Source organism: Altericroceibacterium xinjiangense, assembly GCF_003958635.1.
In the GTDB taxonomy this organism is placed as follows: Bacteria; Pseudomonadota; Alphaproteobacteria; order Sphingomonadales; family Sphingomonadaceae; genus Altericroceibacterium_A; species Altericroceibacterium_A xinjiangense.
The window spans coordinates 1-14662 of sequence record NZ_RSEK01000017.1 but is presented as its reverse complement, the minus strand read 5'-3'; the positions used below and the strand labels follow the sequence as shown (position 1 = coordinate 14662).

Here is a 14662-nt window from a genome sequence, read left to right as displayed (position 1 = left end):
GGGCCGATCATGGCGATGCCGTGCGGGACTTCTTCCAGTCAGAAGCTGGCCGTAATCGTCGCGACGACGGTGTCGTCCGTTACCGCGCCAAGGGACGGGTCGCGGTTCGTGGGCGCCTGCACGCCAACATAAGCAATGCCCAGATCGATCTTGGGCATCACGGTGACCAACGCGACAACCGACCAGTCGAAGGATGTGGAGTCGATATCATAGGACTGGACGCCGTCTGTATAACCAAGGTGCGCAGTGAGCGAGACAGGCGTGCCGGGCAGGGCGGTGGTGAGGTCCGAGTAGAGATACAAGTTGTCATCGTTGCCTCCGTCGTTGCCGAAGTCGAGCGAATCCTGGTCCCAGGAATAGGCGACGCCAAGCGTCGTATCGACCGGACCCGCACTCGCGGTTAGCGACGTGAACGTTTCCCAGTAGTTGAACTTGCCCGGACCGGCATCGGAGAAGATGTAGTAAAGTGCCCCGGCTTCGATCGAGAGGTCGGTGCTCAGGTCGGCTGTATAGCCGGCGTAAAGATCAAGTTCGGTGCTGCCATAGCCGACCGAGGTCTCATCGAGCGAGGATGCCCAGGTACCGACATAGAACCCGCTCGCGTGGGTTACGTCCAGACCGCCCTGAACGGCGATCTCGCCGCCGGAATAGGAAATTCCGCGGAAACGGTAGTCGGTCGTAAGCGCGACATTTGCCGAAAGCTCAAAGTCGCTCGGTACTTCTTGAGCGCGCGTTGGTGTCACGCAGAGGGCAGAACTTGCGAGCATTACGCCAGCCAGGGCAGCGCGGGTACAAAATGCCATGATGGATCCTTCAGATCGCCTGGACCTGCCAGCGGCCGCCGCGATCAAGCATGTGAACGGGGCCCGAAATTACCTCCGCAGGCTGCGGCTGACCGGCGGCCGGTCCGCGGTAATCGAGCTATCCAAAAAAGTGGAAGCTGACGCTGGTCGGCCAGCTTCCATTCCGATCAGGCGACGGACTTGAGCGGCTCCGTGCGGGGGTTCTTTTGCTGCATGCTGCCAGTGCCGACCTGGAAGCGTGAGGCCTGCACCGAGAGCGCCTGCACTTCGTTGGTGAGGTTGCGAGCGGCTGCCGAAGTCTCTTCGACCATCGCGGCATTCTGCTGGGTAGACTGATCCATGCTGCCGATCGCGCTGGCAATCTGGGTGATGGCGGATGATTGGGCGATGTTGTCCGCAGCCATCTGGCCGAGCAACTCGTGAACCTGGGTGACGTCGCCCGAGATGTTCGAGAGTGCCTGATCGACCTTCTGCACCGCGTCCACCGCGCCGGTCACGTCATTCTGGGTGGCAGTCAATTGTTCGCGGGCCCGCTTGGCTTCTTCTTCGGAGCGCATGGCGAGCGCGCCCACAAGGTCGGCGACGACGGCAAAGCCGCGTCCGGCTTCACCGGCGCGACCGGCTTCCACAGCAGCGTTCATCGCCAGAACGCGCGTCTGGAAGGCGATCTTGTCGAGACCCTCGATCACGCTGTCGATGCCCTTGGCACCCTCGGCAACGCTTTCCATCGCCTGCACGGCAGCATCCGCGATGCTGCGGCCGCTGGCCACGGTCTCGATCGCTCCGTCTGCACGCGTCACCGTCTGCTCGGCTGAAACGGCCGAGGCTCTCAGCCGCTCGTCGATCTGCGAAATCGCCGCAGATGTTTCTTCAAGGGAGGCCGCATTGCTCTCTGTGCGCCGGGCCAGATCCTCGGATGCCTGGGCGATCTCAACCGAGCCGGTCCGGATCGCCGCCGTGCTGTCGAGTACGGAACCGATGAGCTCCCGCAGGTTCGCGACCGCTTCGTTGAAGTTTGTCTTCAGTGCCAGGTAGCTCGGCGGGAAATCGGCGGAGATGGGCGACGTAAGATCGCCTTGGGCCAGCGCTTCCAAGTGGTGCGAAACGGTTTGCACGACCTGCTGCTGCTCCGCTGCGGATTTCGCGTCGGCCAGTGCCCGTTCTTCTGCGGCCTGACGGAAGACGTCGGAGGCTCTGGCGAGGGTCCCGATTTCATCCTGCCTGTTCAGGTGCGGGATGGCATGAGAGACACCCTTGGCAAGTCCGTCCACTGCCGAGCTGAGATCGCCCATGGGGCGGCCGACGACCGAGCGGACACTCCAGAAAAGGGCCGCGATCACGGCGCACAGAACAAGGAATCCGATGAGAACGAGCTGCCAGCCGAGGGTGTTGGCAGGAGCGGTCAGGGCGGCTGCCGGTACGTCCATCACGACAGCCCACGTGGCGTTCAGCCGCTCCAGGTTGATCGGGTAGATGAAGCGAACGATTTCACCTTCATCACCCGGTAACGTGACCTGCTGCGTTTCGCCGGTGGTGAGCGCTTGCTGTACCTCTTCGGTGCCCGCGTCTGCATAGGGCTTCATCCGAAGGTCCGCATCGGGGTGGGCCACCCACATGCCTGAACCGGACAGCAGCATGACGCGGCCGGTGCCGAAGGGGCGCATCTCGTCAAGCTTGGCGGAAATGTCATCGAGAGCGACGTCGATCCCCGCCACGCCGATCGTGCGCCCGCCGGAGATCACCGGGTAGGCAACAGAAGTCATGGTGATGACTTTTCCGCCCGTCTCGTAGGCATAGGGATCTGTCAGCGCTGCCTTTCCGCTGTCGTAAGCAAGCTTGTAATAGCTGGCCGAATAGAGCCCGGCTTCCGTATTGGGTTCCATCCTTGTCTCACCATTCTGGCGAATCCAGTAGGGGACAAAGTTGCCGGCCGAATTCGATGCACGATGACCGGGAGCCGTGCTCCCGTCGAAGGCGAGCGGCTCTTCGAAGAACCAGCTGCCCATTGCGATTGGCGAGGCGTTCACGCCCGGCTTGAGGATCGACATGGCCGTTTCGCGGTCACGCAGTCCTGACTGATGAAGAGCCGTCAGCGAAGCGCCCATCGACTGGGCTGCAGCATCGACAATGCTCAACTCACCGATAAGCTCATTGGCCAGCGCATCGGCCTGAGCGACTGCGGATTCCTCTGAAAGACTGGAGACGGTCCGACTGGCTTGGGAAATCACGATCGCAAAGCCAACTATCAGCAATGCTGCAGCAAGCGTTCCTACTGCAGTTAACAGCTTTCCTGCGATCGTCAGTCGGTGAAACGCTTTTGTCAAAGTAGCCTCGCTGATTTCGTGTGTCCGTCCAGAAGAATATTCCTTCGCCAGTCATTATAGCGGGGGTGGTGCCGACCTGTTGGAGGTCCGCAATGTTTTACTTGATCACGGTGCTGAGCAGAAGGAGCCGGCGCGGTTGCGCCCGCGCGAGCAGGGAACGGGTGATCTTCAGTTTCTCGGATGCAGACCTGGACGACACCAGCGCAGACTTGAGCTACAAGCCGGGATCTGAGCCACAGGGGGCTGACGCGGAGCAGGCGGATTCGGCCACTCACGAGGCTTCCGGGACGATGGACCTGCTGGATACGGTGGAGCACAAAGGACGCCGATTGCGATGCAAATGTGTGAATTCGACATCGCGGAGTTCCTGCGCGGATACTGGCAGAAGAAGCCGCTGTTGATCAGGAATCCCTGGAAGGAGTGGAGCAATCCGCTCGAACCCGATGAACTGGCGGGCCTCGCCTGCGAGGATGACGTCGAGTCCCGCCTCGTCACCCAACCCAACGCACAGTGGGAACTCGAGCACGGACCTTTGCCGACTGGCCGCTTCAGTCAGTTGGGGCGGGAGCCATGGACGCTGCTGGTGCAAGCCGTCGATCACCACGTTCCGGCCGTCGCCGCGCTTCTGGAGTCCTTTCGCTTTATCCCGAACTGGCGGGTCGAGGACGTGATGGTGAGTTATGCCGTCGACGGAGGCGGGGTAGGTCCGCATTTCGACCAGTACGATGTGTTTCTGGTTCAGGGTCTGGGCAAGCGCCGTTGGCAACTGGGCGGACTGTGCGGCGACGACGCCGAGTTGCTGCCCCACGGGGACTTGCGACTGCTCGCCAACTTCCAGCCCACGGATGAATGGATTCTGGAACCTGGCGACATCCTGTATGTCCCCCCGCGCTATGCGCACAACGGCATAGCTGTCGGTAATGATTGCATGACGTACTCGATCGGCTTCCGCGCGCCGTCGCGCGGAGAGCTAATCGGGAACTGGGCAGAGAACCTGTGCGGCGAACTCGGCGACGACGACCGGTACGCTGATCCGGACTTGTCAGCGCCCGAAAACCCCGGCGAGATTTCCCCCGCAGCCCTGAGGGAGCTGCAAGGAATGATTGCGGAGAGGGTGCTGGATTCCGGCGCGTTCATGCGCTGGTTCGGGCGATATACGACCGCGCCCAAAAGCCCCGAGACCGATTGGCGGCCAGAAGAGCCGGCCGGCGCGGAGGATGTCTATCTCTGCCTCTCCGGAAACGTTCCGCTGATCCGTAACCCGGCAAGCCGGGTTGCGTTCGTCCGGCAAACGCAATCCTCCGTGCTCTTGTTCGTGGATGGCCGGTGCTTTCCGTGCGCCGGTGACGTTGCTGCGTTCGCTGAGCGGCTGTGTGCGGAAAGCCGGTTCGTTGTCAGTCCGGATTGCACGGGTTCGCAAGCGATGGTGGACCTGATCGTGGAGCTGTTCAATCAGGGTAGCCTGGCTTTCGACCTGGAGGAGCAAGAGGGTTGAAACTTCGCCAGGCGGGCAGGTTCATCCTGGCCGGGAGGCATCGTCCCGCCATTCTCCCGGTGGAAGTCCCGCGATAGTCCAGTCTCCGATAGACCAGCGCACCAGCCTGAGCGTCGGATGCCCGACCGCTGCCGTCATCCGGCGTACTTGCCGGTTCCGGCCTTCGCGGATGGTGATCCGAAGCCAGCTGTCCGGGACGCTTTTCCGAACCCGTATCGGCGGGTCGCGCGGCCAGAGGTCCGGCGCCGGGATGCGTTCAACCTTTGCCGGGCGGGTCGGGCCATCCTTCAGGCGGACGCCTTCTCTCAACCGGTCGAGATCCGTTTCTTCCGGTTCTCCCTCAACCTGCACGAGATAGGTCTTGGGCATCTTGAAGCGCGGATCCGCGATCTGCGCCTGCAGGCGCCCGTCATCGCACAGCAGAAGCAGGCCCTCGCTATCGCGATCCAGCCGTCCGGCCGGATAGACGCCGGGCACGGCAATGTAGTCCGACAGCGTCGCGCGCGCGGATGCGGAGCCTCGATCCGTAAATTGCGACAGCACCCCGAAAGGCTTGTTGAACACGATCAGCCGCGCCATGCCGGCATGCTCCCTAATTCCTCATTCGCTCGTGGTGCGGCCGGGCCGCGGCACTCGCTTTCCCTTGGTCCGGCTGGTGAGATGAAACTGATGGCACCGGTCGCACTTGTAAGCCCTGAGCGGCAGATCGGCGCGTGCGGCGGTGGCAATCGCTTCCTCCGCCGATCGGAACCGCATCTTCCTGGCGCAGATGCTCAGCCTCGTGCGCATCAGGAATATTCGACCCGCCCCATTCGCTCACCCTCACTTGAAGCGGCTCTTTCGATTGTCGATAGCTTCTTGGCCCTGTCCTGTCGAACCGCGGCGCAGGATGCGGGCATACGCACTGGCGAATACCGTGGTTCCGCGCCGCCGGTTGATCTATATGGACAACCTCGTGATCTGTGGGACCGCGCGGCCTCGCGTCGCGGATCACCGCTCATTGCCCCACTCCTGGGGTACCTTCCATCCCCGCAGGCCGGGGGTCAAGCCAGGAAAGCCTACTGCCGGAACGCCATGGAAGTACTCGATCCCAATCTTCCCGACCTCGGCTGGAGACCGTTTTTCAGCACGCAGCTGTCCAGCGATGAGCAGGAAGAGAGTTTGCCCGTTCGGGTGATGGCCGTCCATCGCGGCAAGCTTGCGGTGGCGGGCGAAGGGCTGGAACGCTCGATTTCATCACACTTGCCCAGCTCTCAGGGGGAGGAAGATCGCCCGACAGTCGGTGACTGGCTGCTTATCGACCCGCAGAGCCTCGAACCGCAGCGCATTCTGGACCGGGCGAGCGTGTTCAAGCGGCGGGCACCCGGCGGTGATCGCAGGCTCCAGCTGGTGGCGGCGAATGTCGATACGCTGTTCATCGTCACGTCCTGCAATCAGGACTTCAACGTTCCGCGCCTGGAACGCTATCTGGTGCTGGCGCGGGAAGTCGGCGTGAGGCCTGTCGTCGTTCTCACCAAGATCGACCTGACCGACACACCGGAGCGATTCCGCGAAGCCGCGTGCGGATTGCAGCCGGACTTGCAGGTCGAGCTCGTCAACGCGCGCGATCCGCAAAGTGTCGCCCGGCTTGCGGCCCTTTGCGGCAGGGGTGAGACCGTCGCCCTGCTGGGATCGTCCGGGGTGGGCAAATCGACGCTGGTCAACACGTTGCGCGGATCGGATAGCATCGCCACGCAAGCGGTTCGCGAGCAGGACGGGAAGGGGCGCCACACGACCACCGTGCGCGAAATGCACCGGCTGGACCATGGCGGCTGGCTGCTGGACACGCCGGGCATGCGGGAGTTCCAGCTATCGGACGCCGCCTCCGGCCTGGCCGAGGTGTTCGACGACATCGTCGACTTGACGCTCGAATGCCGATTCACGAATTGCGCCCATGCGACGGAGCCCGGATGCGCGATTCAGTCCGCAATCGAAGAAGGGACGCTGGCGCCCGAGCGACTTGAGCGGTGGCGCAAGCTCACCGCGGAAGACACCCTCAACACCGGCAGTCTGGCAGACCGGAAGACCCGCGCCGACCCGCCTGGAAAAAGGAAATGAAACATGGCTGATTTGTATCTCAAGGCGCTGGAGGCCGAGCGAAAGCAGCTGTGGGCGGTCTGCCGCCTGAAAGGGCTTCCCAAGGGCACGCCGGAACGGCTCCGGATCGAAGAGCTGGATGACCTGCTGGCCAAGCACAAGGCCCGGAAGACAAGCGGGCAAGGAGAAGCCGGAGCCTGATCGAAGCACTGGACGGCGATATTCGCAAGGCGCGGCCCGCCAGTCAGCCGCGCACGGGCGTCGAGCATGGCGGGCCCGCGGTCGCACAGGTGCTGACGAAAGCCCGCTTGATGGCTACAGCGCCCCGCATGAACGGTTCTTTCCCCCGATCGCCTCAACCCATCAGCGTGGCCGCCTTGTACCGCTTTACTCGCTTCGCGGACTGCGCAAGCCTGCGCGCTCCGCTTGAGAGCGTGTGCCGCGACCACGGTATCCGGGGCACGCTGCTGCTCGCGCCGGAGGGCATCAACGGCACGATTGCCGGCTGCCCCGACGGGATTGCCGAGGTGCTGGCTTACATCCGCGCGCTGCCCGACTGCGCGGATCTCGACGTCAAGATGTCGAGTGCGTCCGCGATGCCGTTCGACCGGATGAAGGTGCGCGTGAAGCGCGAGATCGTCACGATGGGAGAGCCTGAGATCGATCCCCGTGAGAGTGCCGGAACCTACGTTGAGCCGCAGGACTGGAACGCGCTGATCCGCGATCCCGGCACCATCGTGATCGACACACGGAACGCCTACGAAGTGTCAATCGGCACATTCGAAGGCGCAATCGATCCGGAAACCCGCAGCTTTCGCGATTTCCCCGGATGGTTTCGGGATGTGCGGGAAGAGCTGCTTGGGACGGGCAAGCAGCCCAGGGTCGCAATGTTCTGCACTGGCGGCATTCGCTGCGAGAAGTCGACCGCCTTCCTCAAGCAGGAAGGGGTGGAGGACGTGTACCACCTGAAAGGCGGCATTCTCAATTACCTGGAGAAAGTGCCGGAGGAAGAAAGCCTGTGGCGAGGGGAGTGCTTCGTGTTCGACCAGCGAGTGGCGATCGGCCACGGTCTGGCGCCCGGCACTCACAAGCTTTGCAAGGCTTGCGGGCGGCCGCTGAGTGCACAGGATCTCACCTCGTCGCTCTACGAAGCCGGTGTCAGCTGCCCCGCGTGCCATTCCGACCGGACGGAGGCGCAGCGCGCCTCCTGCCGCGAACGTCATCGCGAGGAGGGCGGCGGCGGCGCCCGCGAGTGGCCCAGCCAATGACGGAGCCGGTCGTTCCCATCCTCTTCAGTTTTCGCCGCTGTCCCTACGCGATGCGGGCAAGGCTGGCGCTGGCGATCAGCGGGACGCGCTGCGAACTGCGGGAGGTCAAGCTTCGGGCAAAGCCGTCCGCGCTGCTTGCAGCATCGCCGAAGGGGACCGTGCCGGTGCTTGTCCTGCCGGACGGCCGAGTCATCGACGAGAGCCTCGACATCATGCGCTGGGCCTTGGGCAACGAAGACCCGGAAGGATGGCTGGCGCGCAAGGACGCCGATCTGATCGCGCTGAACGACGGCGCGTTCAAGCACGATCTGGACCGATATAAGTATCCGGACCGTCACGCTTCCAACCCGATGGTGCATCGGGAGAGCGGGTTGGAGTTCCTGCGCAAGATCGATGCGCGGCTGGAAGCAGGCGGGCAGCTTTGCGGATCGGCGCGAGGGCTGGCCGATGCTGCGATCATGCCGTTCGTCCGGCAATTTGCCGCAGTCGACCGCGACTGGTTCGACGCCTTGCCGCTGCCGCATCTTCACTCATGGCTGCAAGGGCACCTCACATCAGACCTTTTCCACACGGTCATGATGCGGACTGCGCCGTGGTCACCCGGTGATCCCCCGATTTACTTCGTGAGCTTGGAAGATCGTGCGGCAAATCAGCTCTAGCCCGCCTGCCGTCTCATCGCCGATACGCCCTCGAAGCGTTCACTCCGCCAGTTCCTCGGCGCGCATGCGGACTCGTTTGAGATCCTGGACGAACAGCGCACGTTCCTCTTCCCGGCGGTCCTCCTCGGGAATGCGCAGGATGAAGCTGGGGTGGACCGTCACCCAGCATTCGCTGCCGTCCGCCAGCGTCAGCGGCGCCCCGCGCGCGCGGCCAATGGTGATGCTCTTGCCCGTCAACGATCGTGCCGCCGTCGCGCCAAGGGCGACGGTGATCTGCGGCAGGACCAGCGCCCGCTCCTGCTCGACCCACCAGCGGCACGCATCGATTTCCCCTGTGTCCGGCTTGCTGTGGATGCGGCGCTTGCCACGCGGCACGAACTTGAAGTGCTTTACGGCATTCGTGACGTAAGTGGTTGAGCGGTCGATCCCCGTCTCCTCCAGAACTGCGTTGAACAGCTGGCCGGCGGGTCCGACGAATGGACGGCCCGCAAGGTCTTCCTGATCGCCTGGCTGTTCGCCAATGAACATGATCGGCGCAGTGAGCGGGCCTTCTCCGAACACGGTCTGCGTCGCCGGCCCGCACAGGTCGCAGCGCGTGCAGGTCCGCGCCTGTTCCCGCAGTGCGTCCCACGCCGCTTGCGCATTGCCGGGCCGCTCGACAGCACGAGGCGGCTCTTGGCTCACAGCAGAGCCGGCAATCATGTCCAGTTCCCGCTGCCGTGCGGACGCGATAAGCGGCTGCACCAAGGCGGTTTCCGGCATGTTGCGCCAGTACTTCTTCGGCATTTCCTTCAGCATCGCGCCGACTTTCAGGCGCGCCGGATTGAAGATCGAGGCGTAGTATGTCCTCCACGTCTCCTCGAACGGATCGCCCGACGGCGCTTCGGCCCGCGTTGCGCCGGGGCCCTCGGTCAAAATTTCGCCATCCCAATGGATCGACACGTCCGGAGCAAGGATCGACCAGCGCATGTTGGTGAAGCGGCCGACAAAGAAGCTCGCGCTGCGGCGAACGATGTGATGCTCAGGCTCGAAGAAGGCGACGAAGCGGCCATCGATTTCCCGAAAGCGCACGAACGCGTGCATCTTGTGAAGATCGCGGCGCACCGCTTTCTGTAGCTTCTGAAGCCGCCGCACCAGCGGGTCCGCCTCATCCTCCAGCGCATGGCGGTTGTCCCGGAGTCGCAGCAGCAGCGCGTACAGCAACGCGAAGCGTTCCGGGTCGGAATGGCAGACCACGTCTGCCGCAAGATCCACGAAGTTGCGCGGTACGGGAAATTGCGCCGCTGCGCGTTTCGGCGCATCGGATCCGAACAGCTCCGGCTCCTCCGTTCCGATGTGCCAGGCAACCGCATCGGCAGGAACGCCCGACGCGGCCAGATTGCGGGCAGCGTCCCGCCACCCGTCGAAATCATCCGGCGCGGCGAGGGTGACGCGAAGTGCGTCGGTTGTCGAGACAGCAAGGCGGCTCAAGGCGCGAACAATTCCAGCTGTTCCTGCTTGGGGGCGAGGAAGCTGCGCAGGTCCGTGCGGTCGATCAGGGATGTGGGGCGCCAATCCGTCGCCACGATGAACGGCCGCACTTTCGCGACCGACACGGTCAGCCGCGCGATATCCTCAAGCCTGAGCTGCCGCCATCGGCGGGAGGACAGGATCCGCTCAACGCTTTTGGCGCCGAGACCCGGCACGCGCAGCAGCATCTCCTTCGAGGCAGTGTTCACGTTCACCGGGAATTGGTCCCGGAACTTGAGCGCCCAGGCGAGCTTCGGGTCGATGTCGAGCGCGAGCATGCCGTGTGCGTCGGTTGTGCTTTGCACTTCGGCCGGCGCAAAGCCGTAGAAGCGGATCAGCCAGTCTGACTGGTACAAGCGATGTTCCCGCATCAGCGGCGGACGCTTGAGCGGCAGCACCGCGCTCGCGTCCGGGATCGGTGAAAAGGCCGAATAATAGACCCGGCGCAAGGCGTAACGCTCATAGAGGCCGCTCGCCTTGTGAAGAATGTCCCGGTCGTTCGCGCTGTCGGCGCCGACGATCATCTGGGTGGACTGGCCGGCCGGGGCAAAGCGCGGTGCCGACGTGTATCGTCTGGAGGCATCACCGGCATCGTCGATCGAGGCGCGCATATCGCTCATGGCGGTTTCGATCCGGTGCGCGTCCTTTTCGGGTGCGAGCTTCGTCAGCCCATCCGTGGTCGGCAGCTCGACGTTGATCGACACCCGATCGGCGTACAAGCCTGCCTGCCGGACAAGCTCGGCGTCCGCATCCGGAATCGTCTTCAGGTGAATGTACCCGCGAAAATCGTGATCCTCTCGCAGGCTGCGCGCCACCTCGACGATCTGCTCCATCGTGTAGTTCGACGAGCGGATGATGCCGGAGGAAAGGAACAGGCCTTCGATATAGTTGCGCTTGTAGAACGCAAGCGTCAGGCGAACCACTTCCTCAGCAGTGAAGCGCGCGCGGCGCACGTTCGAGCTGCTGCGGTTGATGCAGTACGCACAGTCGAAGATGCAGCTGTTGGTCAGCAGGATCTTGAGCAAGGAAATGCAGCGCCCGTCCGGGGCGTAGGCGTGGCAGATACCCATGCCTTCGCTGGATCCTACGCCGGTGCCGCCGCGGCTGTCGCGCTTCGTCGTCCCGGAGGACGCGCAAGACGCGTCATACTTGGCGGCATCGGCCAAGATCCCGAGTTTTTGCTGAAGGCCAAGCTGGGTCATGAGTGTCAATGTTCCTGTTACGTTCCGGTATGCTCCTGCCCGCAGCCGGAGTCAAATGCGGAGCGCCGGGCAGTCTTCGCCCTGCGGCACCTTGATCTGCCAGGGATTGCTTGCAGGGCGTTTCCTCTGCGAAAGGCTGCTGCAGCCGGCGGGAAAGTTCACACCATGAACAGGCAGACTCAGGAGCAAGACGTGAAGCTATCGTCAGTGGCAGGCCAACGCGTCCTGTTCGTCATGGCGACCGACCATGAGTACGGCCAACATCTGCGCACGCGCCTGACCCCGCTGATCACGGGCGTCGGACCCATCGAGGCTGCAATCGGCACGAGCGTGTGTCTGCAGCGATTGCAAACCGCGGGCGAGTTGCCCGATCTGGTCGTGTCGCTCGGTTCCGCAGGTTCGCGGCGCTGCACGCTCGGACGCGTGTACCAGGTCGAAAGCGTATCCTGGCGGGACATGGATGCGTCACGGCTGGGATTTTCCAAAGGCGTAACCCCGTTCACCGACCATCCCGCCGTGATGGAATTGCCCACGCCCTTGACCGGCGTGCCCCGCGCATCGCTGTCTACGGGCAGCGATATCGTCGCAGGCGATCGCTACGCGGAAATCGAAGCCGATCTGGTCGACATGGAGACCTTCGCAGTGCTGCGCGCGTGCCAGTGGTTCGATGTGCCCCTGATCGGCCTGCGCGGCGTGTCCGATGGCCCCGGCGAGCTTGACGGGCTATCCGGATGGACAGAACTGCTAGCGCTTCTGGATGAGCGGCTGGCGGAGGCGGTGGACCAGTTGTACGAAGCCTTGCCGGGCAAAGGGACCCAGCCGTTTAATCCGAAGGGCGGCAACATACCGCGCTAGTCTGAGAACTGGTCATCCATTCGCTGCTGCCACTCAGGCGACAGGATAATGCGGTCAAGCTCGGCGCGCAGGCGTTCGGAACCGCTGACATGGAACAGCGGCATCACGACGGAGCCGCTGGTGCGCTGGACGCTTCGGCTTTCCGCCGCGCTCTTGGCGGGCTGGTACGGAAAGGCGACCAGATCGATTCTCTCTGCGTCGAGCGCGGCGAGGGCGGCAGGCAAGCCGGGGAAGCCTATTGATGTTTGCGCCGCATCCAGATCGGCCTCTGACACCGGGCCGCCCATGATGAAACCGACGCGCTTGCCGGAAATGGCTTCTTCGAGGCTGCCGCTGCCCCCCTGCTGACCGGTCAGGGAGACCAGATAGGCAGTCAGTATGGAAGTGAGCGCCATGGAGAATAGCATCCAGATCATGGCGACCGTTCGTCCGGCAGGCGTTCTGGGTACCAGGTCGCCGTAGCCGATGGTGGTTGCGGTCACGCCGGCCCACCAAAAGCCGTCGCCCAATCCCTTTATCGGCTGGCTTCCTGACGGCAGGTCATCGTTGCCTCGCCGTTCCACCAGCCAGAAGACGGTACCGGCGACCAGTAGCAAGGCGCAGACAATTGCGAGCACCTTGAAAAATCCGAAATTGAAGAGGCTGAGCAGCGACTGGATGAAGCTGGGTTGGCTCGATCCGCCGATGAGGCCGACGGTATCAACGTGAAAGGGCAGGCTGCGCGCGCCGCCATCAAGCCCCTGAGAGTCGGCAAACGCCGGGAAGGCGGCGCCCGCCGCGGGCAGCGTCGACGAACCTGTGTTCGGCACCAACCGGTACTGCACCTGCGCCGCATCGGCCGCCGCGCGGAACAAGTCGACCGCCGGCCCGCGCCAGACGCCGTTTTCATCCTGGATGGCGTACGGTACCATTTCCGTAACCACCACCTCCTGTGCGGCGGCGTGCGAGCCGGTGAGGAAAAGCGCCGACAGCACGGCGCCGCTGGTGAACCGGAAAATGCTTCGCATAGGAGCGACCCTAACCGAGTGGCGCCAGCATACAACCGCGTAGCCGCCGCGTAAGCCAGCCTCCGCCGCCGGGCCGATGTGCCGCGAACCGTTTGTCAACGCTGCCAATCCGGCAGCGGCCACGTCGGTGCTATAATTGGTCAGTCGAACATGATTGCAAGAGACGCGGTTGCTCGATGGACAGGAGTAGTGCCTTGGAAACCAGAAGCCGCGACGGAACGGCGCACGATCACCATACTGGCAACACGAAATGTGGAGCGTGCCGGGAAGGCATCGGCCTGCCATTCTCGTTCACGATGGCCTTTCAGCCGATCGTGGATCTGAGGACGAGCCATGTGTGGGGCTACGAGGCGCTGGTGCGAGGTCCGAACGGAGAGGGAGCCTATTCTGTCCTGGATCAGGTAAGCGATGAACTGATGTACGCGTTCGATCAGGCTTGCCGTGTGCGCGCTATCGAGCTGGCGAGCGACAGGATGCCGGCAGACGGCAAGACGCGGCTGTCGATCAACTTCAAGCCCGATGCCGTTTATGAGCCGACGGCATGCATTCAGGCGACGTTGAAGGCTGCAAGGCGGACAAGCTTCAATCCGCGCCAGCTCATGTTCGAGTTCACGGAAGACGAGCGGATGCGCGATGTGGACCACGTCCGCAGGATCGTGGAAACGTACCGTCAATTCGGTTTCATGACGGCGGTCGACGATTTCGGGGCGGGATATGCCGGATTATCGCTGCTGGCGGACCTGCTTCCCGATCTGATCAAGCTCGACAGATCCCTGCTCCAGGGAATTGATCGTTCCGAACCGCGCAGACGGATTGTTCATGCCATCGTGCAAATGACGAACTCTCTTGGAATCACGTGCCTTGCCGAAGGGCTGGAAACCCGCGAAGAAGTTGAGACTGTTCGGGATCTCGGCATCGATCTGTGCCAGGGGTTTTACTTCGCGAAGCCGGCGGTCGGCCAGCTCCCCGAAGTGGCGGTGGAACTTTTGCAGTAACGAGAACGCGCTGCTGCGCTCGGTCCTCCTTCTCGGCCGAGCTTGCGGCTTCTGAGCGTCCGAGCCGCGAACGCGGAGTAAGGCCTTGCCCCGCGCATGTGCCTCGGCCTTGGTCCGGGTGTCGGGCACAAGGTCGTCCAGCCGGTCTGGCAGGTTGGGTTCGACGTACCAGCCGGACGGGAAGTCGCCTGTGCGCGTGCCGCCTTCGGCCCGGCGGACGATCCCGCGTGCGGCCCCTCTTCGGACGCAACGTGTTGACGAATTCGACAGCACAAGCCTTACTGTCGCCCCGCGGAATGTTCACCCGAGCCCCATGTTCGCCAGTGTAGAGTTCGGCAATGAAATTTGATCAGTTGGGGCATGCGACAGAGACTACCGGTATGTGCCGGATTGAGGGTGGCGCTTTCGACATGGGGTCCGAACGTTTCTATCCTGAGGAGGCGCCGGTTCGAAAAGTGCGGGTCGACAC

At 63.3% G+C, this 14662-nt stretch carries 13 protein-coding genes; 7 read left to right on the top strand and 6 right to left on the bottom strand.

Translation table 11 applies throughout. The features are described 5' to 3' along the window. Positions 1-38 precede the first annotated feature (38 nt). Together ELY13_RS13260 and ELY13_RS13255 are read right to left on the bottom strand one after the other, a co-directional pair. Entirely contained in the window at positions 39-803 is a 765-nt protein-coding gene (locus ELY13_RS13260; RefSeq protein ID WP_126174401.1) for a TorF family putative porin, read from the bottom strand. Between the two features lie 167 nt (positions 804-970). Then, the gene (locus tag ELY13_RS13255) at positions 971-3031 is read right to left on the bottom strand and encodes a methyl-accepting chemotaxis protein (protein ID WP_241233709.1); all 2061 of its coding nucleotides are present in this window, start codon (positions 3029-3031) and stop codon (positions 971-973) included. Between the two features lie 430 nt (positions 3032-3461). Here ELY13_RS13255 and ELY13_RS13250 point away from each other — a divergent pair, with 430 nt between their 5' ends. After that, the gene (locus ELY13_RS13250; protein ID WP_126174399.1) at positions 3462-4622 is read left to right on the top strand and encodes a cupin domain-containing protein; all 1161 of its coding nucleotides are present in this window, start codon (positions 3462-3464) and stop codon (positions 4620-4622) included. A gap of 21 nt (positions 4623-4643) precedes the next feature. On the opposite strand, the gene ELY13_RS13245 is transcribed toward ELY13_RS13250, so the two are convergent. After that, positions 4644-5201 carry a pseudouridine synthase gene (locus tag ELY13_RS13245; protein WP_126174398.1) on the bottom strand — a complete coding sequence of 186 codons (558 nt, stop codon included), beginning with the start codon at positions 5199-5201 and terminating at the stop codon, positions 4644-4646. Between the two features lie 495 nt (positions 5202-5696). On the opposite strand from ELY13_RS13245, the gene rsgA reads away from it, so the two are divergent. The 4 genes from rsgA to ELY13_RS13225 all read left to right on the top strand — a co-directional run bounded on the left by rsgA (position 5697) and on the right by ELY13_RS13225 (position 8625). Next, positions 5697-6719: a ribosome small subunit-dependent GTPase A gene (gene rsgA / locus ELY13_RS13235; RefSeq protein WP_126174396.1), complete on the top strand. Its 1023-nt coding sequence runs from the start codon at positions 5697-5699 to the stop codon at positions 6717-6719. 3 nt (positions 6720-6722) lie between these two features. Further along, positions 6723-6899 carry a hypothetical protein gene (locus ELY13_RS15075; RefSeq protein WP_164549810.1) on the top strand — a complete coding sequence of 59 codons (177 nt, stop codon included), beginning with the start codon at positions 6723-6725 and terminating at the stop codon, positions 6897-6899. 128 nt (positions 6900-7027) lie between these two features. Continuing rightward, the gene (gene trhO / locus ELY13_RS13230; RefSeq protein ID WP_126174395.1) at positions 7028-7966 is read left to right on the top strand and encodes an oxygen-dependent tRNA uridine(34) hydroxylase TrhO; all 939 of its coding nucleotides are present in this window, start codon (positions 7028-7030) and stop codon (positions 7964-7966) included. After that, positions 7963-8625, top strand: coding sequence for a glutathione S-transferase (locus ELY13_RS13225; protein WP_126174394.1), 663 nt, complete (start codon positions 7963-7965; stop codon positions 8623-8625). The genes trhO and ELY13_RS13225 overlap by 4 nt, the downstream gene beginning before the upstream one ends. A gap of 39 nt (positions 8626-8664) precedes the next feature. On the opposite strand, the gene ELY13_RS13220 is transcribed toward ELY13_RS13225, so the two are convergent. Both ELY13_RS13220 and ELY13_RS13215 read right to left on the bottom strand, forming a co-directional pair. Then, positions 8665-10095, bottom strand: a complete 1431-nt coding sequence (locus ELY13_RS13220) for a UdgX family uracil-DNA binding protein (RefSeq protein ID WP_126174393.1) — start codon at positions 10093-10095, stop codon at positions 8665-8667. Continuing rightward, on the bottom strand, positions 10092-11336 hold the full coding sequence (locus tag ELY13_RS13215) for a putative DNA modification/repair radical SAM protein (protein ID WP_126174392.1): 1245 nt from the start codon (positions 11334-11336) through the stop codon (positions 10092-10094). The genes ELY13_RS13220 and ELY13_RS13215 overlap by 4 nt, the downstream gene beginning before the upstream one ends. 165 nt (positions 11337-11501) lie before the next feature. Here ELY13_RS13215 and ELY13_RS13210 point away from each other — a divergent pair, with 165 nt between their 5' ends. Then, positions 11502-12191 carry a 5'-methylthioadenosine/S-adenosylhomocysteine nucleosidase gene (locus tag ELY13_RS13210; protein ID WP_126174391.1) on the top strand — a complete coding sequence of 230 codons (690 nt, stop codon included), beginning with the start codon at positions 11502-11504 and terminating at the stop codon, positions 12189-12191. Here ELY13_RS13210 and ELY13_RS13205 read toward each other — a convergent pair. Continuing rightward, on the bottom strand, positions 12188-13198 hold the full coding sequence (locus tag ELY13_RS13205) for an ion channel (RefSeq protein ID WP_164549809.1): 1011 nt from the start codon (positions 13196-13198) through the stop codon (positions 12188-12190). The genes ELY13_RS13210 and ELY13_RS13205 overlap by 4 nt on opposite strands. 194 nt (positions 13199-13392) lie before the next feature. On the opposite strand from ELY13_RS13205, the gene ELY13_RS13200 reads away from it, so the two are divergent. Continuing rightward, entirely contained in the window at positions 13393-14193 is an 801-nt protein-coding gene (locus ELY13_RS13200) for an EAL domain-containing protein (RefSeq protein ID WP_338142330.1), read from the top strand. Positions 14194-14662: the final 469 nt, after the last annotated feature.